Below are 18509 nucleotides of genomic sequence, written 5' to 3'. Positions count from 1 at the left end.
TGCTTTCATAGGCAGTCCAAGGACCGGCGGAACATCATTCCCGTCGGTCCGGCACTTCCGCCTTTCGGACCTTTCTGCCGGTTCGTGGCGCGCGAGGCGCGCGCGAAAACGATCCTGCGGATCGTGCCTCCGGCGGGGATATTTTCTGTCAGAAGAAGACGCGAAACCCGCGCCGTTTTCTTCTGACCTCATATATCCCGGGGGTTTGGGGGCAGCGCCCCCATTTCCGCCACCTGATCGTAGCGGAGCAACCGGGCCTTGGAAATGTGCTCTGTACTATTCGACGATCCAGCCGAATTTCGCCCGCATCTTCGCATGAGTTTCTGCGTTTCGCGCGCCGAGCATGTAGCCATCCGTGATCGTTGGAGAATAGTCACGGCCATCCATCAGGCCTACCTTTCCGCCCGCCTCGGTCAACGCCAGCGCGCCCGCGGCGTGGTCCCATGGCATGAGCTTGAGATCGATGGAGAAGCGGCCATTACCGAAGCACATCATCCTGTAGACGTGGCAGGCACAGCGGATATCCATCACCCGCCCGAACTCCACCAACTCACCGGCCATGCGCACGCGCATATGTTCCGGCAGAAGCCAGGGCGCGCCGAAACCGGCAAAGTCGGTCTGCGGCTGCGGTCCGGTGATATCGAGCCTTTCGCATTTTCCCCCGGGCGTGCAGAACCAGGCGCCGCCGCCCTTTCGCGCAAGGATCCAGTCATCGACCACGGGATCGTAGAGAAGCCCGAAGACCGTCTCGCCCTTTTCCACCACAGCCAGCAGAACGCCGAAGATCGCCAGCCCGCGGGCGAAATTCCACGTCCCGTCGATCGGGTCGATGATCACGCAGGTTTCGGCCTCGACGATGCGATCCAAGAGTGCTGGGTTCTCGGACACGGCTTCCTCGCCGATCACCTCCGCCTCCGGCAGGATCTCCTTCACGGCGGCGCCGATCATCGCCTCAGAGCCGCGATCCGCAACGGTCACGAGGTCGTCGGCATTCGCCTTGGAGCCGATGGAACCTGCGTCCAGATTTCGGAAACGCGGCAGGATTTCGGCCTTGGCGGCGGCACGCACGGCTTCGATCAGGGCATTTTCCTGTTCAACCGTAGGGATCATGCATTTTCCTCTTCCAGTTCTTTGCAGCAATGCCGTCGGGAATCGCTACCGGTGGCCAGATGCCGCGACGCCGGTATAGGTCCTGATGACCATCGCTGTCATCGTGTTGATCCGGCGCACCGCACCAAGGCGGTTCAGCTGCCGTCCTGACGCGCGCGCGCGTAGAGAACCGGGCGCAGGAGGATCCGCCGGAACCGCCCAAACGGGAAGCGCGCTGGCGGACGCGCCATCAGATTGGGCCACGGCAGCGTCGGTCGGCCGGAATGCACGATTTCGGCGAGAAGCCGGCCAGCATAGCTGCCCATGGCCACCCCGTTTCCGTGATAGCACATCCCGGCGAAGACATTTTGCATGCCCGGAACCGCTCCAACGAACGGTGTTTGGTTGCGGGAGAGCGCGACAAAGCCGGACCAGGAATGTTCGGTTTCCACCCCGCGCCACGCGGGGAAGAAACGATCGAAATCGACGCGAGTCTGCCGCAGAACCTCCGCCAGCGCCTCCGGCGTGCCCCGGATCGCGCCGCGCATGCCGAACAGCATCCTGCCATCCGGCATAAGGCGGAAATAGTGCAACAGGTTGCGGCTGTCATAGCACATCTGGTTGCTTGTCCAGCCCTGCTCGGCGCGTTCGGCCGCGCTCATGGGGCGGGTGACGATGATATTGGATTGCAACGGCATATAGCGCCCAGCGAACCAGCGCGGCAGGGCGTCGGAGCTGTAACCATTGGTGGCGAAAATCACCCTGCGCGCGCGCAGGCGCCCAGACGGCGTCGTGAACTCCCAGTACCCGTCGACGCGCCGCATCTCCTCGGCGGGGGAATGGGCGAAAATCCGGACGCCAGCATGATCTGCCGCCCGCGCCAGACCAATCGCGTATTTCAACGGATTGAGCGCGAAGCCGATCGGCGAGGTAATGGCGCCGTGGAATTCCGGAGAGTTGAAGCCGTGCTCGGCGAGCGCCTCGCGCGGCAGGATCTCGCAGGTGGCACCGTGAAAGGCGCCCATCTTGCGGGCGAAGGCCTTGAGTTCGGAAACGGCCTCCGGGCGGTGGGCGAGCATGGTCTCGCCGCGCGAATGCAGATCGGCCTCGATGCCGAGCCGTTCCAGCAGCTCCGCGACCAGTTCCACCGCGCCGCGTTCAGCATTGTAATAGCTCCGCGCTTCCGCCTCGCCATGCTTGCGCACCAGCGTATCGGCGTCCAACGCCGAGCCGCCGAGACAACAGAACCCACCGTTGCGCCCGGAGGCGCCCCATCCGGGGGTCTTTGCCTCCAGCAAGGCGACATCGACGCCCGCTTCCGCCAGGTGGAGTGCCGCCGAAAGCCCGGTATAGCCACCTCCGACGATGGCCGTGTCGCAACGCGCCTCGCCGTCGAGCTGATCCCAGTTGTTCTTCCGGCGGACGGTCCTTGGCCAGAAACTGTCCGCTGCCGGCCCGTCTTCGTAGGCGTACGGCTCATAGATGCGCTTCATGCTCGGACCGCTTCTTGCGTCTCCTTTGCCTGCCGGGCGATTGCGCGCTTGGAAACGAGCGACGCCGAGATCACACCCACGGCCACGATGGCGATCATGATCGTTGAGAGCGCATTGATTTCGGGCGACACGCCGAGGCGGACAGACGAGAAGATCTTGATCGGCAAGGTCGTCGATGAGGGTCCCGCCGTGAAGGAGGCGATCACCAGGTCGTCCAGCGACAAGGTGAAGGCCAACAGCCAGCCTGAAAGAACCGCGGGAAAGATAATCGGGAGCGTTACGAGGCGGAACGCCTCGAACGGCGTACAGCCGAGATCGAGCGCGGCTTCCTCGACGGACCGGTCGAAGGAGACCAGCCGGGAGGATACGACCACCGACACGTAGCACATGGAGAAGGTCGTATGGGCCAGCACGATGGTGAAGACACCCCGGTCAAGCCCGATGGCGATGAAGAGCAGCAGCAGGCTCAGGCCGGTGATGACCTCCGGCATGACCAGCGGAGCATAGATCATGCCGGAAAACAGCGTCCGGCCATAAAAACGCCCGCCGCGCACGATGACATAGGCCGCCATCGTGCCTAGCACGGTCGCCGCGGTGGAGGATAGTACCGCCACCTTGATCGTCACCCAGGCGGCGTCGAGAAAGGCCTCGTTCTGGAGCAGCTCGCCATACCACTTGGTCGAGAACCCGGCCCAGACCGTCACCAGCTTGCTCTCGTTGAAGGAGAAGATGATGAGGATCAGCATCGGGATGTAGAGAAAGGCGAAGCCCAGCGTCAGCGAGACGGCGTTGAACCAGGTAAAACGCTTCATTTGTCCGCCTCCTGCGCTGCCTGCTGGTTGCGCTGGAACAGGATGATCGGGACGATCAGGATCATCAGCAGCACGACGGCCACGGCCGAAGCCACCGGCCAGTCACGGTTGGAGAAGAACTCTTCCCAAAGCACCTTGCCGATCATCAGCGTGCTGGAGCCGCCGAGCAGCGAAGGGATGACAAACTCGCCCAGTGCCGGGATGAAGACGAGGAAGGAGCCCGCCAGCGCGCCGGGGCGCGACAGTGGAACGGTTACACGCCAGAACGCCTCGATCCGGCCACAGCCGAGATCCTCTGCCGCCTCCAGCAGCGATCCGTCGAGCTTTTCCAGCGTCGCGTAGATCGGCAGCACCATGAACGGCAGATAGGTATAGACGATGCCGATATAGACCGCCGTGTTGGTGTTCATGATCACCAGCGGGTCCGAGATGATGCCCGTCCAGAGCAGGAACTGGTTGAGGAAGCCCTCGTTCGACAGGATCCCCATCCAGGCGTAAACGCGGATCAGGAAGGAGGTCCAGAAGGGCAGGATCACCAGCATCATCAGCATCGGCCGAAACCGCTCGGATGCATTGGCCATGCCATAGGCAATCGGGTAGCCCACCATCAGCGTCAGCAGGGTCGAGACGATGGCGATGCCGAGGCTCGACATGTAGGCTTTGAAATAGAGGTCGTCCTCCGTCAGGAAGACGTAATTCTCGAAATCCAGTTCGCTCAGGAATTCCCGAACCCCGGCCCAGCCGGCCGAGAGGTCCAGCGTGGGCATATAGGGCGGAATGGCGAGCGCCGTGTCGCTGAGCGAGATCTTGAAGACGATCCCGAACGGCACGAGGAACAGCGCCAGCAGCCATAGATAAGGCACCAGGATCAGGAAGGATTTACCCGCTCTCATGCTTGCATCCTCACCCTGTCAGTACGACGCCGGCGGTCTCCGACCACCAGAGCCAGACCTCGTCATCCCAGGTAAACCGGCGCCGCTCGATACGGCGGTTATTGGAGGCCTGGGCCTTGATGATCTCGCCGGTCGGAAGCGCCACGTGATAGGTCGAGATATTCCCCAGATAGGCGATATCGACGATTTTTCCGCGCACGATATTGGCTTTTCCCTCGGGAAGCTTCTTGGTGATATGCACTTTTTCCGGCCGGATGCCGAAGGTGCAGCGCGTGCCGTTCGCCACTGGCACCATCGGCGTTCCGACGATGGGCGGGGCCCCCTCGGCCCAGTGGATCTCGACTTTGCCATCCTTGTGATGGCTGGCTGCATTGCCCTCGATCAGGTTCACGTCACCAATGAAATCGGCCACGTAGACCGAATTGGGCAACTCGTAGATCCGGTCGGGCGTGTCCACCTGCACCATGCGGCCGTGATCCATCACCGCAATGCGGCTGGCAACGGTCATCGCCTCTTCCTGGTCGTGGGTCACGATCACGAAGGTGGTGCCGGTCTTTTCCTGGATCTCCATCAGTTCGAACTGGGTCTCGCCGCGCAGCTTCTTGTCCAGCGCGCCCAGCGGCTCGTCGAGTAGCAACAGCTTGGGCGCCTTGGCCAGGCTGCGCGCGAGCGCCACCCGCTGCCGCTGGCCACCCGAGATCTGGTGCGGCTTGCGCCCGCCGAATTTCTGCAGCTGGACGAGCTTCAGCATCTCGTCCACCCGCGCGGCGACCTTGTCCTTCGGCATGTTCGAGCGCTCCAGCCCGAAAGCGATGTTCTGGGCCACTGTCAGATGCGGAAACAGCGCGTAGGACTGGAACATCATGTTGACCGGGCGCTTGTTCGGCGGCACCGGCACGATATTCTTGCCATCAAGCAGGATATCCCCCTCGGTCGGCGTCTCGAACCCGGCGAGCATCCGCATCAGCGTGGTCTTGCCACAGCCCGACGGGCCCAGCAGCGCGAAAAATTCCTTCGCGTAGATATCGATCGTCAGCTTGTCGATTGCCGTAAAATCCCCGAAACGCTTGGTCACGTTGCGGAACTGGATCAGCGGCTTCTGGTCCGGATCGTTCCAGGGGGCGAAAGCGGGCGGCCCGATTGGCGCGGTATCCTCCGACGGAGGAGCCTCGACAGGGGCGTGGGCTTCGAATTCGGACATCTATTTCCTTCCCGGAAAGAAAGTGGCCCCGCGCAAGATGCGCGAGGCCGGTATCGAATCAGGCGCCGGACTTGATCTTGGTCCACAGGCGCGTGACCACGCGCTGCACCTTTGCCGGATAAGGCGTGGTGGTGAAGAGGTTGTCCAGCGTCGCCGCATCCGGGTAGATCGCCGGATCGCCGATCACGTCCTCTTCCAGGAACTCCTGCGACGCCTTGTTGCCATTGGCGTAGTAGACGTAGTTGGAGGCCGCCGCCATGTTCTGGGCGTCCATGATGAAGTTCAGGAACGCGTGGGCACCGTCCGGATTAGGCGCATCGACCGGAATGGCCATCTGGTCGAACCACATCTGGGCGCCTTCCTTGGCCGCGTGATAGGCGATCTCGACGCCGTTATCGGCCTCGGCCGCGCGGTCGCGGGCCTGCAGCACGTCGCCGGACCAGCCGACGGCCACGCAGATATCGCCATTGGCGAGGGCATTGATGTATTCGGAGCTGTTGAATTTGGCGATATAGGGCCGAACCCCCATGAACACCGCTTCGGCCTTGGCGATCACGTCGGGATCGTGGCTGTCGGGGTCTTCACCGATATATTTCAGCGCCGCCGGGATCATCTCGGCCGGAGCGTCGAGGAAATAGACGCCGCACTGGGCCAGCTTTTCCATGTTGGCGGGATCGAAGACGAGCGCCAGGCTGTCGATCGGGGCGCCTTCGCCAAGGGCTTCCGTCACCTTGCCGACATTCACGCCGATCCCGGTGGTGCCCCACATGTAGTTGATGGAATAGGCATTCTCGGGGTCGTACTGCTCGGTGCGCGAGGCGACGACTTCCCACATGTTGCCGTGGTTGGGCAGCTTGGACATGTCAAGCTTCTGGAAGGCGCCGGCCGTGATCTGGCGCTGCAGGAAGGTCCCCGAGGGAACCACAACGTCATAGCCGGAGCCACCGGCCAGCAACTTGGTTTCCAGCACTTCGTTGCTGTCGAATACGTCATAGATCAGGTCAAGGCCGGTCTCCTGCTCGAATTTCTCCAGCAGCTCCTCGTCGATATAATCCGACCAGTTGTAGACACGCACTTCGTCCGCCTGAGCCACCGTGCCGATGGCCGAAGCGGACAGAAGCAGCGTCGCGATTCTCAGTTTCATTCGTGGTTCCCCCGTTAGGTTGTAGGTCGTTGTCCGGTTTTTATTTGATCAAATGTTGCGTTTCACTGCAAGCTTCCCGAGAATGGGTCGGAAAGCAACCCCATCGTCATGGCGCCAGCGCGCTCCGGACACCCGTGACCAAGAAGAAGGCAACGCTCGTGACCACGCAAGAGGCGAAAACACCGGAGCATCAGGCAATTTATCAGCGCCTGCGCGACCTCATCCTTTTCGGAGAGGTTGAGCCAGGACAACCGGTTACGATCATGGGACTGGCCGAGAGGATCGGCGCAGGCATGACCCCGATCCGGGAAGCCATCCGCCGCCTGACCGCCGAAGGGGCTCTGACCACGCTTGGCAACAGGCGAATCTGTGTGCCCGTCCTGACCGAAAACCACCTTGAACAGATTGCTTATGCGCGTCTTTCCATCGAACCGGAGCTGGCGTTCCGCGCCGCAAAAATCGCCGATTCGAGAATGATTTCCGAGCTTCGGGCCATTGACTCCAAGCTCGACGAGGCGATCGAGAAAGGCCATATCCGCGGCTATCTCGAACAGAATTATCGCTTCCATTTTCACCTCTACGAAAGAGCCGGAGCGGAGGTTCTGGAGACCCTTGCCAAGGGGATGTGGATGCGCGTGGGGCCGTCTCTTCGAATCGTTTGTGGACGTTACGGAACCTCGAATCTCCCCGACCAACATGGCGCGACACTCGATGCACTCGCAGCGGGCGATCCGCACAAAGTTCAGGCAGCCATGGAACAGGATATCGCCCAGGGCCTCGATCAGATTCGGCAATCCATGATCGAATCAAACTCGCTCGACGGTTCAACGGGCACAGATTGACAGCCTAAAAAATTTGATCATAACTTTGACGCAAGATCGGCGCGGCCCCGAGTGCCGCCTGCCCCCAATTCATAACACAAGAGCCGCACCGCCCGTTTAGTGCCGCAAAAGGACAACCGATGTCTCGCCATCGCACCAGCTGGATCGAAAATCTGCCAGAGGCTTTCCAGGAATATCTTGGCGACCGTCGGCTTGAAGAGGTCGAGGCGATCATTCCCGACATCGTCGGCATGTCGCGCGGGAAGGCGATGCCCAGCCACAAGTTCCGCCCGGACGAGACGTTTTTCCTGCCGATCTCGCTCTTCTACCAGACGATTTCGGGCGAATATGTCGACATGGAGATCGAGGACCAGTGGCTCGAGCGCGACATAGTTCTTCGCCCCGACATGAGCACCGCGGTCGCCGCGCCGTGGGCTGAAGACGCAACGCTGCAGGTGATCTGTGACTTGGAGACCCGCGAGGGCGCGCCGCTGCCCATCGCGCCGCGCAACGTTCTGAAGCGCGTGCTCGACCTTTATTCCAAGCGTGGCTGGAAGCCGGTGGTCGCGCCGGAGGTCGAATTCTACCTCACCAAGCCCAACACCGATCCCAACGAGCCGATCGAACCGCCACTCGGTCGGACCGGCCGCAAGGGCGCCTCCCGCCAGGCCTATTCGATGGTCGCTGTCGATGAATACGGCGAGGTGATCGACACCATCTACGATTACGCAGAGGCGCAGGGACTGCAGATCGACACCGTGATCCAGGAAGGTGGCGCCGGCCAGATCGAAATCAACCTGATGCACGACGATCCGCTGAAGCAGGCCGACCAGGTGTTCTATTTCAAGCGGACGATCCGAGAGGCGGCGCTGAAGAACGGCGTCTTCGCCACCTTCATGGCGAAGCCCATGCGCGACGAGCCGGGCTCGGCGATGCACATCCACCAATCGGTCGTCGACGTGAAGGGCAAGAACATCTTCTCGGATTCGGACGGCAGCCCCTCGGCGGCCTTCCACCATTTCATCGGCGGCAGCCAGAAATACCTGATGTCGGTCGTGCCGCTGCTGGCGCCCTATGTGAACTCCTTCCGCCGCTTCAATGCCGAAGGAATGAGCGCGCCCACAAACCTCGAATGGGGCAGTGACAACCGGACCACCGGCCTGCGCATCCCCAATTCCAAGCCGATCGCGCGGCGGGTCGAGAACCGGGTGATCGGTATCGATTCCAACCCCTACCTCGCCATCGCCGCGAGCCTCGCCTGCGGCTATCTCGGCCTGGTGAACAAGATCGCCCCGCGTCCGGCCGCCGTGCACGAGGTGTTCGAGTGCGAGCACCAACTCCCCGAGGGGTTGGCTTCTGCGCTCGATCTCTTCGATGAGGATCACGAGGTACGCGAGGTGCTCGGAAAAGACTTCTGCCAACTCTACTCTGACATCAAGCATGCAGAACATGATGAATACAAACGTGAAATTTCGCCCTGGGAGCGCCAGCACCTGCTGCTGAACGCCTGAGACGGAGAGGATACAGACATGAACATGATCACCAACCACCTACCCACCGCCGAGCTTCAGGCGCTGGATTCCGCCCACCACATGCACCCCTTCACCGCCGGCGCGGAGCTGGCCAGGAAAGGCGCGCGGATCATTACCCGCGCCAAGGGCGTGACGCTGACCGATAGCGACGGCAACCAGATCCTCGACGCGATGGCGGGCCTGTGGTGCGTCAATATCGGCTATGGCTGGGACAGCATCGCCGAGGTCGCCGCCCGCCAGATGCGCGAACTGCCCTATTACAACACCTTCTTCCAGACCTCCCACGTGCCGGTGATCGCGCTGAGCCAGAAACTCGCCGAACTGGCGCCGGGCGATCTGAACCACGTCTTCTATGCCTCCGGCGGCTCGGATGCGAATGACACCAATGTCCGCCTCGTGCGTCACTACTGGGCGGCCAAGGGCAAGCCCACGAAAAAGACGATCATCAGCCGCATGAATGCCTATCACGGCTCGACCATGGCTGGCGCCTCGCTGGGTGGCATGACGGGGATGCACGCGCAGGGCGGGCTGCCGATCCCCGATATCGTCCATATCGGCCAGCCCGACTGGTATTCCGAGGGTGGCGAGATGAGCCCGGAGGAATTCGGCCTGATGCGCGCCCGCGAGCTGGAGGCGAAGATCGCCGAGCTGGGCGAGGACAATGTTGCCGCCTTCATCGCCGAGCCGATCCAGGGCGCCGGCGGCGTGATCATCCCGCCCGAGAGCTACTGGCCGGAGATCCAGAAGATCTGCGACGCCCACGAGATCCTGCTGATCGCCGACGAGGTGATCTGTGGCTTCGGCCGCACCGGCAAGATGTTCGGCTCTCTGACCTATGACATTCGCCCGCATATCATGACGGTGGCCAAGGGGCTTTCTTCCGGTTACGCGCCCATCGGCGCCTCCATCGTCTGCGACGAGGTGGCGAACACGGTCGGCGAAGCCGGCGATTTCAACCACGGCTACACCTATTCCGGCCACCCGGTCTCCTGCGCCGTCGCGCTGGAGAACCTGCGCATCCTCGAAGAGAAGAAGATGGTGGAGAACGTGGCCTCGGTCACCGGCCCCTATCTCAAGGAAAGATGGGAGCAACTGGCCGACCACCCGCTGGTTGGAGAGGCGAAGATCAAGGGTTTCATGGCCTCTCTCGCCATGACCCCGAACAAGGCCGCCCGCGCGCCCTTCGAAGCTCCGAAGGGAACTGTCGGCCTGATCGCACGTGGCCACTGCTTCGGCGGCAACCTGATCATGCGCCATGTCGGCGACCGGATGATCATTGCCCCGCCGCTCATTCTGAGCCGTTCGGACGTGGATGTGCTGATCGAACGCGCGGTCAAGGCGCTGGATCTCACGCTGGCCGAGATCAAGGACAAGGGTCTTTACAAGTAAAGGTGTCCGCCATGGACCTGCTGACAGCCAATGACCGGCCCGGGGAGTACCCCGGGTCGTACCACGCATCCATTGCCCGGCAATTGCCGCCCTTCCCGAAGGCCGAAGGCACGATGCGGGCGGATGTCTGCATTATCGGCGCAGGCTATACCGGGCTGTCGGCTGCCCTGCACCTGCGCCAGCGCGGCTACGACGTGGTGGTGCTGGAAGCCCAACGGGTGGGTTTTGGGGCATCCGGACGCAATGGTGGGCACGTTACCGCTGGCCAGCGCATCGAACAGGACGACCTCGAAGCGATGATGGGCAAGGAAACGGCCCACAAGCTTTGGGATATCGGCAATCAGGCCGTGGATCTGGTCCGCACGCTGTCGCGCGACCCGGCGGTAGAGACCGATTTCCATGACGGTATCATCCATGCCGACCACCGCGCCCGCCACGTCGCCCATGGCCACGCCTATGCCCGCAAGCTGCAAGAAGAGTATGGGTATGACCTGATACGCCCGCTCGATCGCGACGAAATGCGCCACATGGTCGGCAGCCCGGCCTATCACGGCGGCACGCTGGACATGGGCTCGGGCCATATCGACCCGCTGCAATTTGCGCTCGGCCTGGCGCGGATGGCCGTCTCTGCGGGCGCACGGATCTTCGAAGCATCCAAGGTGACGCACATCGAGGAAGGCGAACCGGCCCGGGTTCGGACAGAAAGTGCCGAGGTGACCGCCGATCACGTGATCCTGGGCTGTAACGGGTACCTGGGCGGGCTGAACGCGCATGTCGCCGCCCGCGTCATGCCGATCAACAATTTCGTCGCAACCACGGAACCGATGAGCCCGGAGGAGCAGGAAAGCTTAATCCGCGATAACCACGCTGTCTCGGACAGCAAGTTCGTGGTCAATTACTTCCGTTTCTCCGATGATCACCGTCTGATTTTTGGTGGCGGCGAGAGCTATGGCTATCGCTTCCCTTCCGACATACGGGCGAAGGTCATGAAACCGATGCTGGAGATCTATCCACAGCTCAAGGGAGCGAAGCTCTCCCATGCCTGGGGTGGAACGCTGGCAATCACCATGAACCGCATGCCGCATTTCGCCCGGCTGGCGGGCAATATCCTGAGTTTTTCCGGCTATTCTGGCCATGGTCTAGCGCTTGGCACCCTCGCGGGGCAGATCGCGGCGGAAACCGTTGCCGGGCAGGCCGAACGGTTCGACGTCATGGCTTCCGTGCCGACGCCCCGCTTCCCGGGCGGCGCGACGTTGCGCTCGCCATTGCTGGTTCTGGCAATGCTCTGGTATTCGATGCGGGACAAGCTCTGAGCTTGGGCCAGGGGGCTGTCTGCCCCCCGCCCCGGTGCGGTTCCCCCTCGAAGCAGACAGCGGAAAGCGTTAGTCTTGGGCCATGCCCGCCCTTTGCCGAGATTGCCTAGAGAGTTTCGAGACCGGTCGCCGTTGTCCGGCTTGCGGCAGCCCGCGCGTGCTCTCGCATCCCGAATTGTTCGAGTTGTCCATCGCCCACATGGATTGCGATGCGTTTTTCGCATCCGTGCACAAGGCGATGGAGCCCGAGCTGGCCGACAAGCCGGTGATCGTCGGCGGTGGAGAGCGCGGGGTTGTTTCAACCTGCTGCTATATTGCGCGGCTCTATGGCGTTCGCTCGGCCATGCCGGCCTTCCAGGCGCGAAAGCTTTGCCCGGAGGCCGTTTGGGTGAAACCGAGGCACGATATCTACACCCATGTTTCGCGGCAGATCCGTGAGATGATGGAAGAGTTAACGCCCTCCATCGAACCGCTTTCGCTTGACGAGGCCTTTCTGGATATGACCGGAACAGCGCGCCTCCATCATGCGCCGCCGGCTGTGATGTTGGCGCGCCTTGTCCGCCGCATGGAAGAGGAGATTGGCGTTTCCGGCTCCATCGGTCTCAGCCATTGCAAGTTCCTGGCCAAGGTGGCGAGCGATCTGGAAAAGCCCCGGGGGTTCTCGGTGATCGGAGAAGCCGAGACGCTGGATTTCCTCTCCGACAAACCGGTCTCGCTGATCTGGGGCGTTGGAGCCGTGACGCAGCAGGCCCTGTCGCGCGCGGGCATTCGCACTTTTTCCGATCTGCGCCGTTGGGACCGCAAGGCGCTTCACGACAGGTTCGGAAAACAGGGCGACAGGCTATGGCACCTGGCCCGGGGGGAGGATGCCCGCCGGGTGTCCAGCCGCTCTCCGGTAAAATCCATATCCAACGAAACCACGTTCCAGGCGGATATCGGCGCCTTGGACGCTTTGCAGGGCCATGCATGGCGCCTTGCCGAGAAGGTTTCGGACCGCGCCAAGGACAAGGAACTGGCCGGGCGGGTTGTCACGCTCAAGCTCAAGCGCGCCGACCACAAGATCCTGACGCGGCGCCACGCGCTGGAGGAGCCGACGCAACTCGCCCAGCGGATCTATGCGGAGGCGGCGCCGCTATTGGCGCAGGCGCTGGAGGCCGGCCCGTTCCGCCTGCTGGGTATTGGCCTGTCGGAGCTGGTTCCGGCCGCCATGGCGGACCTGACACAAGACCTTCTGGATCCCAAGGCCAGCACCAGGGCGGCCGCCGAACGTGCGACCGACGCCATTCGCGAGCGTTTCGGCAAAGATGCGATTTTCAAGGGCCGGTCGATCCGCTGAGACCGGCCAAGGGGTCAGCGGGCGTGCGCGGCTTCATCCGCATGCGGCTCGTATTCCGCGTCGATCATGTCAGAGGCGATCACGAAATCCGCCGAGGCTGCATTGCAGGCCATGACCACCTGTTCGAGCGTGGCGATCCGGGTCAAAGCCTTCACATCCACATCATGCGGCATAGAGGTCAGTGGGTCCGTGAAAAAGATCAGCACGTCGAGCCGGCCTTCGGCGATCATGGCGCCAAGTTGCTGATCACCGCCGAGCGGGCCGCTCTTGAGCCGCGTCACCTCAAGCTGCGCGCCTTCCGCGACCTTGCCGCCCGTGGTGCCGGTACCGAAGAGCTCGTGGCGCGACAGCACCTCGCGGTTGCGCTTTGCCCAGGCGACGATCGCCGGTTTCATCGCGTCATGCGCAACCAGCGCGATGCGCTTGCGCGCGGGCATGATAGTCATCGGAAAGCTCCCAGGCTGCTTGGTGAAAACAGGGTCCCGGTCGCAACAGCCGAGACCCTCCTCTGTCATATCGACCAGCGTCGCGCTGCTTGCAACAGCTTCCCCCGCGACCTAGGAGCGCCCTTTCCACGGCACGAGCACGCGCTCGGCCTGCCGCATGAGGATGTCGATCCCGTAGCCGATGATCCCGATCAGGATGATGCCCATGATGACAATATCGGTGAGCTGGAACTTGGACGCAGCGATGATCATCATGCCGGCGCCCTTCTGGGCGGCGACCAGTTCGGCCGCGACCACCGTGCCCCAACAGACGCCCATGGCAACGCGCGCACCGGTGAATATCTCCGGCAGCGAGTTGGGAACGATCACGTGGCTGAGCACCTGGCGTTTCGAAGCGCCGAGGGAATAGGCAGCGTGCACTTTCGAGATGTTCACGCCCGACACCCCGGCCCGTGCGGCGATGGTCATGATCCACAACGCGGCGAGGAAGAGCAGCACGATCTTTCCCGTCTCCCAGATCCCGAACCAGATGATCACCAGCGGGATCAGCGCCAATGGCGGAACCGGGCGCATGAATTCGACAATCGGATCGAACCAGCCGCGCACCCAGCCCGAAAGCCCCATCGCGTAGCCGAGTGGAATCCCGACGAGCGAGCCGAGCACGAAGCCCGCGATCACCCGCAGGAGCGACCAACCCAGATGCTCCCATAGGGTAAAGTTCTGGTAGCCGTCCGTGGCGATCTCGAAGAAGCGTTCCAGAACGGCTTCCGGCGACAGCATCCAGATCGGCTCCATCTGCAACCCCTTGTCGGGCTCGAAATTTAGCGAGCCCTTGGCCGTCATCGTCACCTTGCCATCGGCCACTTTCACGCTCTGCTCCGGTGCGATGGGCTGGCCATCCACGTCGACGACCTGTACGCCCTCGCCATCATTCTTCACCGCCCGGATCAGCACCGAGCGCCAGGCACCGACGGTGGCGGCATCGTCTTGCGCCCAGCCGTCTGCGGGGGCCAGTTTCCGTGCAGTTTGACGATAATTTCGTCGGTCGATGGATGCCCCGGCCTTCTGGCCTTCGAAAATGCATCCTGCGAGCGGTTCGAGGGCTTCCAGCCGCCTGTTTTTTTGCTCCCAGCGGCCACGATCCCACCGGCAAGGAGCGCTCCCGCCGGTTTCCCTCGCTTCAAAGAAGCTCTGAAAACGGTTGGGGGTGGCCGCGCCTTCGGCGCGGCGGCCGTTGCAAGGGCGGGTCGATCATCTGCCCATCACAGAAGGCTCGCACATCTTTCGCGATCTTCGCCGGCGGCGGCATGGATCCAGTCGGAAAAGATCCGGACCTTGGGATCGTGCCATTTGTCCCGGTGGGCAATCAGGGAGATATCCCCAAGAGGCGAGGCACAGACCCGCTCGGGGAAAGGCAGGCACAGCAATCCGCGCTCGAGTTCCTCCCGACACAGGACGAGGTCGCCCATGACGACCCCTGCGCCCAACACCGCCGCGCGCGTCGCCATGTCGAGATTCGGGAACACGTCGCCGGACCCGGCGTTCACCCCGGCCACGGGGAAGGCGTCGAGCCAGGCACGCCAATCCGCACGGTCCGCGGTCTCGTGCAGCAGTTTGTACCGGACCAGGTCCTCGGGTTCCGACAGCCGGTTCATACCTTCCATCATCGCCGGCGCGCAGGCTGGCGACAGCAGGATCGGGAAGAGCGGGCGGTTCTCGATCTCGGGGTGCCGGCCGGGCCAGAACTCGCAGGAAAAGCCGATATCGTAATCGGTAGACACGTAGCCATCGCCGCCGTGAAAATCCGTCGTCAGGCGCAGCCGGATCTCGGGATACTCGGCCCGGAACGCCTCCAGCCGTGGAATCAGCCAGCGGATCGAGGTGGCCGGCGGGCAAATGATCCGCAGATCCGCGGCCCGCTCCGCCAGCCTGTCCGAAGCTTCGGCGATCTGACCGAAGGCATTGGTGAGCACGGGCAGAAACTCCCTGCCTGCTTCGGTCAGCTCGACGCCCCGCGCATGGCGCCGGAAAAGCGGCACGCCCACATGGGTTTCCAGGGTTTTTACATGACGGCTGACGGCGCCGCGCGTCACGCAAAGCTCATCGGCGGCAGCGATGAAACCGCCATGCCGGGCGGCGGCCTCGAACGCTTTCAATGCATTGAGAGGGGGAAGTTTCATACTAGCCCATGGATCAGTTTTCCTGGTCCATCCTAGCAGTTTTACTGGTTTGAGGGAAAGTGCCGTGTCGCGCTACGCTCGTCCTTGAGATCATTTTCGAGGAAATAGAGATGTCGATTGCCGAGAGCTTCCCAAGATTCCGACCGCTTGCTTGTCCACTCCTTCGGCATTCCAAGCCTATGAAGGTGATGAATACTCACCCTCACCCAATGGAATCGCATCGTCGGGACCTCCTGTGCGCGTTCGAACGGTTTGCGGCGACTGCGCCTCACCTGCTGGAGGATATCGGGTTTCGTCGGAACGCGCGGCTCAGCTCCCCGGAACGCAGCATCTGGGAGCAGGACGGGATGCGCATCGCGCTGGAGGCAAAGACCGGACAAGCGTATTTCCTTCCGTGCCCCGAGGCCGCCAAACAGTTGTGATGGCCTGAGAGCGGGCAGCGCGGTAAGATAAGTCCAGTCTCTCCCGTCATAGGGCCAGATATGGCAATTCCCGCGGAAACCTTCTTTCTCGATCCGGATAGCGACCGGACACTGCAGCAGCAGATCCAGAAATGCACCGCGGAAGCGATCCTGTCCGGGCGTTTCCGGCCCGGCGAAAAGATGCCCTCGACCCGAAAGCTCGCGGAGCATCTGGGCATCGCCCGGATCACGGTGACCATCGCCTATACCGAACTGGTGGCGAACGACTATCTCACCTCGCGCGGCCGGTCGGGCTATTTCATCTCGGAAAACGCGCCCCGCCCGCCCGATTTCCCCTCCTCTCAATCCAAACCCTCGGCGCAGGTCGACTGGAACCGGGCCCTGGGACGGCGCTATTCCGGCTATGTCTCGATCACCCGCCCGCCCGATTGGAACAGCTTTCGTTTCCCCTTCATCTACGGACAGGCCGACCCGAGGCTTTTCGACCACCAGAACTGGCGTCTCTGCGCGCTTCAGGCACTCGGGCAGAAGGATTTCGAGGCGCTCACCTCGGATTACTACGAGCGCGACGACCCGCACCTGGTGGAATATATCCTGCGCCATATCCTGCCCCGGCGCGGAATCGCGGCGCGTCCGGAGGAGATCCTGTTGACGATGGGGGCGCAAAATGCGCTTTGGACGGCGGCACAGATTCTGCTGACGCAGCGGCGCACGGCCGCGCATGAAAGCCCGTGCTACCCGGGCCTTCGGGAAATCCTGACCCAGACCCGCTGCAACACCGTTGCTGTGGATGTCGATTCCGAGGGCCTTCCGCCAGAGAAATTGCCGTCGGGAGTGGACGTCGTCTTCACCACCCCCAGCCACCATTGTCCGACCAACGCGACGATGCCGATCGAACGGCGCAAGGCGCTGCTGGAACGCTCCGTCCAGGAAGGGTTCCTGATCGTCGAGGACGATTACGAGTTCGAACTGTCTTTCGTCAAATCTCCCTCGCCAGCGCTCAAGTCGCTCGATAAGGCCGGCACGGTCATCTATACCGGGTCCTTCTCGAAATCGCTCTTTCCGGGGCTTCGGCTTGGCTATCTCGTTGCCCCCGAGCCGTTCATCCAGGAGGCTCGCGCCCTGCGCACACTGGTGCTGCGCCATCCGCCCGGGCATATCCAGCGAACCGTGGCCTATTTCCTCTCGCTCGGCCATTACGACGCCCAGATCAACCGGATGGGCCGGGCCTATCGCAAGCGGCGCGGGGTGATGGAGCAGAGCCTCCGGGAACACGGCCTGACATTGGCCGGCACAGAAACCTATGGCGGGTCGTCCTACTGGATGCAGGCGCCCGAAAACGTGGACACCGGCGAGCTTTCGCGGCGGCTACGTGCCGATTGCGTTCTGATCGAACCGGGGCAGGTCTTTTTCGGCCCCGGCACAACGAAGCGGCGCTGTTATCGAATCGCCTATTCTTCCATCGCTTCGGAACGCATCCCTGAGGGCATTCGGCTTATTTCAGAGGCGATCCAAGCGGCCGAGCCAACCTGATGCGCGTGTTGCAGCGGTAGACCGCTCATCAAGACCGGGACGATTGATCCCGGTGCAAGCTGTGCTAGCCAGATTTACTGGAGAATCTATTATTTTGCCTGGCCGCAGAGCAGAGATCGACCATGAGCGCAACGCCACCTGATAGCAATTTTCGTACGGAACGATTCGTCTGCCATGCGCTTGATACCATGGGCACTCACGGCGCTGCTGATCGGCCTTTTTTGGGCCGCACAACTCCAGCTTCTGCCGGCGGGCGGCTACCATTATTACGACGAGTACCACACGCTGGACCGCACGATGGCCTTCGCCGCGCATGATGACTGGTTCACCGTCTATTCCTACCAGGAACCGAGTTTCCGCAAACCGCCGCTGCAATACTGGATCGGGGCGGTGTTGCTGGAAGCCGGTGTTGACGAATTGACCGCCCTGCGACTTCCGTCCGTCATGTTCTCGCTGGGCAGTTTCTTCGCCGTAGCGATGCTGGCGGCAGCCATGATGCCTCAAAGCCTTTGGGCCCCGCCCGGCGCGGTCCTTCTGCTTGCAAGCTCCAGCATGTACTGGGACCACGCGCTCTCGGCCATGCTCGACATCGGCGCGGCACTTTTTGCGACACTTCCGCTCGCAGCAGCCATTCTCGCGCTGAAGCGCCCCGCATGGTGGTATTTCGCGGGAATCACCATCGCCCTCGGCGCCCTGCAGAAGGCGCCGATCGGCCTAGTCCTTGTCGGCTTTTTCCTACTTTTTCTGTCGCTCACGCAGCGTTGGCACGGGCGGGATTTCCGCACCATCCGCTCTGAACAGGCCTTCCGCATCGGGTTCTGGATCGCGCTGGCCGGCACTTTTTCCTGACCGTTGCTGCAAAGTTTCACTTATGGTTTCAGCGCCTTCGAGGATTCTTTCGGCAA

General features: G+C 62.3%; 15 protein-coding genes and 1 pseudogene. 7 read left to right on the top strand and 9 right to left on the bottom strand.

What is annotated here, in order from left to right:
* Positions 1-276 precede the first annotated feature (276 nt).
* The 6 genes from BLR85_RS01910 to BLR85_RS01885 all read right to left on the bottom strand — a co-directional run bounded on the left by BLR85_RS01910 (position 277) and on the right by BLR85_RS01885 (position 6632).
* Positions 277-1110 carry an inositol monophosphatase family protein gene (locus tag BLR85_RS01910; RefSeq protein ID WP_093148335.1) on the bottom strand — a complete coding sequence of 278 codons (834 nt, stop codon included), beginning with the start codon at positions 1108-1110 and terminating at the stop codon, positions 277-279.
* 134 nt (positions 1111-1244) lie between these two features.
* Positions 1245-2582: an NAD(P)/FAD-dependent oxidoreductase gene (locus BLR85_RS01905; protein WP_093148331.1), complete on the bottom strand. Its 1338-nt coding sequence runs from the start codon at positions 2580-2582 to the stop codon at positions 1245-1247.
* Positions 2579-3394 (bottom strand): ABC transporter permease, encoded by an 816-nt coding sequence (locus BLR85_RS01900; RefSeq protein ID WP_093148327.1) that lies wholly within the window; start codon positions 3392-3394, stop codon positions 2579-2581. The genes BLR85_RS01905 and BLR85_RS01900 overlap by 4 nt, the downstream gene beginning before the upstream one ends.
* On the bottom strand, positions 3391-4287 hold the full coding sequence (locus BLR85_RS01895; protein ID WP_093148322.1) for an ABC transporter permease subunit: 897 nt from the start codon (positions 4285-4287) through the stop codon (positions 3391-3393). Before BLR85_RS01895 ends, BLR85_RS01900 begins: the two co-directional genes overlap by 4 nt.
* A 10-nt stretch (positions 4288-4297) precedes the next feature.
* Positions 4298-5488 carry an ABC transporter ATP-binding protein gene (locus BLR85_RS01890; protein WP_093148317.1) on the bottom strand — a complete coding sequence of 397 codons (1191 nt, stop codon included), beginning with the start codon at positions 5486-5488 and terminating at the stop codon, positions 4298-4300.
* A gap of 58 nt (positions 5489-5546) precedes the next feature.
* Positions 5547-6632 (bottom strand): polyamine ABC transporter substrate-binding protein, encoded by a 1086-nt coding sequence (locus tag BLR85_RS01885; protein WP_093148313.1) that lies wholly within the window; start codon positions 6630-6632, stop codon positions 5547-5549.
* Positions 6633-6634: 2 nt separating this feature from the next.
* Here BLR85_RS01885 and BLR85_RS01880 point away from each other — a divergent pair, with 2 nt between their 5' ends.
* From BLR85_RS01880 to BLR85_RS01860, 5 genes are all read left to right on the top strand, one after another.
* A complete protein-coding gene (locus tag BLR85_RS01880) occupies positions 6635-7474 on the top strand; it encodes a GntR family transcriptional regulator (RefSeq protein WP_244520577.1) in 840 nt (279 codons plus the stop codon).
* A 119-nt stretch (positions 7475-7593) separates the two neighbouring features.
* On the top strand, positions 7594-8964 hold the full coding sequence (locus tag BLR85_RS01875) for a glutamine synthetase family protein (RefSeq protein WP_093148305.1): 1371 nt from the start codon (positions 7594-7596) through the stop codon (positions 8962-8964).
* Positions 8965-8982: 18 nt separating this feature from the next.
* Positions 8983-10374 carry an aspartate aminotransferase family protein gene (locus BLR85_RS01870; RefSeq protein ID WP_093148301.1) on the top strand — a complete coding sequence of 464 codons (1392 nt, stop codon included), beginning with the start codon at positions 8983-8985 and terminating at the stop codon, positions 10372-10374.
* Between the two features lie 11 nt (positions 10375-10385).
* Positions 10386-11687, top strand: a complete 1302-nt coding sequence (locus tag BLR85_RS01865) for an NAD(P)/FAD-dependent oxidoreductase (RefSeq protein WP_093148297.1) — start codon at positions 10386-10388, stop codon at positions 11685-11687.
* An 82-nt stretch (positions 11688-11769) separates the two neighbouring features.
* Positions 11770-13023, top strand: a complete 1254-nt coding sequence (locus BLR85_RS01860) for a DNA polymerase IV (RefSeq protein ID WP_093148293.1) — start codon at positions 11770-11772, stop codon at positions 13021-13023.
* Between the two features lie 14 nt (positions 13024-13037).
* On the opposite strand, the gene BLR85_RS01855 is transcribed toward BLR85_RS01860, so the two are convergent.
* From BLR85_RS01855 to BLR85_RS01845, 3 genes and pseudogenes are all read right to left on the bottom strand, one after another.
* The gene (locus BLR85_RS01855; RefSeq protein WP_244520576.1) at positions 13038-13469 is read right to left on the bottom strand and encodes a methylglyoxal synthase; all 432 of its coding nucleotides are present in this window, start codon (positions 13467-13469) and stop codon (positions 13038-13040) included.
* Between the two features lie 111 nt (positions 13470-13580).
* Positions 13581-14477: pseudogene (locus BLR85_RS01850) on the bottom strand (ABC transporter permease); the annotation flags it as partial.
* A 254-nt stretch (positions 14478-14731) separates the two neighbouring features.
* Complete coding sequence (locus BLR85_RS01845; protein ID WP_093148289.1) at positions 14732-15649, bottom strand: LysR substrate-binding domain-containing protein; 918 nt, start codon at positions 15647-15649, stop codon at positions 14732-14734.
* Between the two features lie 482 nt (positions 15650-16131).
* On the opposite strand from BLR85_RS01845, the gene pdxR reads away from it, so the two are divergent.
* The gene (gene pdxR / locus BLR85_RS01835; RefSeq protein ID WP_093148281.1) at positions 16132-17604 is read left to right on the top strand and encodes a MocR-like pyridoxine biosynthesis transcription factor PdxR; all 1473 of its coding nucleotides are present in this window, start codon (positions 16132-16134) and stop codon (positions 17602-17604) included.
* Positions 17605-17778: 174 nt separating this feature from the next.
* Entirely contained in the window at positions 17779-18453 is a 675-nt protein-coding gene (locus BLR85_RS01830) for an ArnT family glycosyltransferase (protein ID WP_093148277.1), read from the top strand.
* Positions 18454-18509 lie beyond the last annotated feature (56 nt).

Origin of the sequence: Aliiruegeria lutimaris, assembly GCF_900099935.1 — a bacterium.
In the GTDB taxonomy this organism is placed as follows: domain Bacteria; phylum Pseudomonadota; class Alphaproteobacteria; order Rhodobacterales; family Rhodobacteraceae; genus Tropicimonas; species Tropicimonas lutimaris.
Note: the sequence above shows the minus strand (reverse complement) of the source record. Positions and strands in the feature narration are given on the sequence as shown.

What these genes read in the sequence shown, in the direction of transcription:
- BLR85_RS01860 (WP_093148293.1), top strand. Translation starts at nt 11,770, where the DNA reads ATGCCCGCCCTTTGCCGAGATTGCCTAGAGAGTTTCGAGACCGGTCGC.
- BLR85_RS01845 (WP_093148289.1), bottom strand. Translation starts at nt 15,649, where the DNA reads ATGAAACTTCCCCCTCTCAATGCATTGAAAGCGTTCGAGGCCGCCGCC.
- BLR85_RS01875 (WP_093148305.1), top strand. Translation starts at nt 7,594, where the DNA reads ATGTCTCGCCATCGCACCAGCTGGATCGAAAATCTGCCAGAGGCTTTC.
- BLR85_RS01830 (WP_093148277.1), top strand. Translation starts at nt 17,779, where the DNA reads ATGCGCTTGATACCATGGGCACTCACGGCGCTGCTGATCGGCCTTTTT.
- BLR85_RS01910 (WP_093148335.1), bottom strand. Translation starts at nt 1,110, where the DNA reads ATGATCCCTACGGTTGAACAGGAAAATGCCCTGATCGAAGCCGTGCGT.
- pdxR (WP_093148281.1), top strand. Translation starts at nt 16,132, where the DNA reads ATGGCAATTCCCGCGGAAACCTTCTTTCTCGATCCGGATAGCGACCGG.
- BLR85_RS01885 (WP_093148313.1), bottom strand. Translation starts at nt 6,632, where the DNA reads ATGAAACTGAGAATCGCGACGCTGCTTCTGTCCGCTTCGGCCATCGGC.
- BLR85_RS01890 (WP_093148317.1), bottom strand. Translation starts at nt 5,488, where the DNA reads ATGTCCGAATTCGAAGCCCACGCCCCTGTCGAGGCTCCTCCGTCGGAG.
- BLR85_RS01900 (WP_093148327.1), bottom strand. Translation starts at nt 3,394, where the DNA reads ATGAAGCGTTTTACCTGGTTCAACGCCGTCTCGCTGACGCTGGGCTTC.
- BLR85_RS01905 (WP_093148331.1), bottom strand. Translation starts at nt 2,582, where the DNA reads ATGAAGCGCATCTATGAGCCGTACGCCTACGAAGACGGGCCGGCAGCG.
- BLR85_RS01855 (WP_244520576.1), bottom strand. Translation starts at nt 13,469, where the DNA reads ATGACTATCATGCCCGCGCGCAAGCGCATCGCGCTGGTTGCGCATGAC.
- BLR85_RS01865 (WP_093148297.1), top strand. Translation starts at nt 10,386, where the DNA reads ATGGACCTGCTGACAGCCAATGACCGGCCCGGGGAGTACCCCGGGTCG.
- BLR85_RS01895 (WP_093148322.1), bottom strand. Translation starts at nt 4,287, where the DNA reads ATGAGAGCGGGTAAATCCTTCCTGATCCTGGTGCCTTATCTATGGCTG.
- BLR85_RS01870 (WP_093148301.1), top strand. Translation starts at nt 8,983, where the DNA reads ATGAACATGATCACCAACCACCTACCCACCGCCGAGCTTCAGGCGCTG.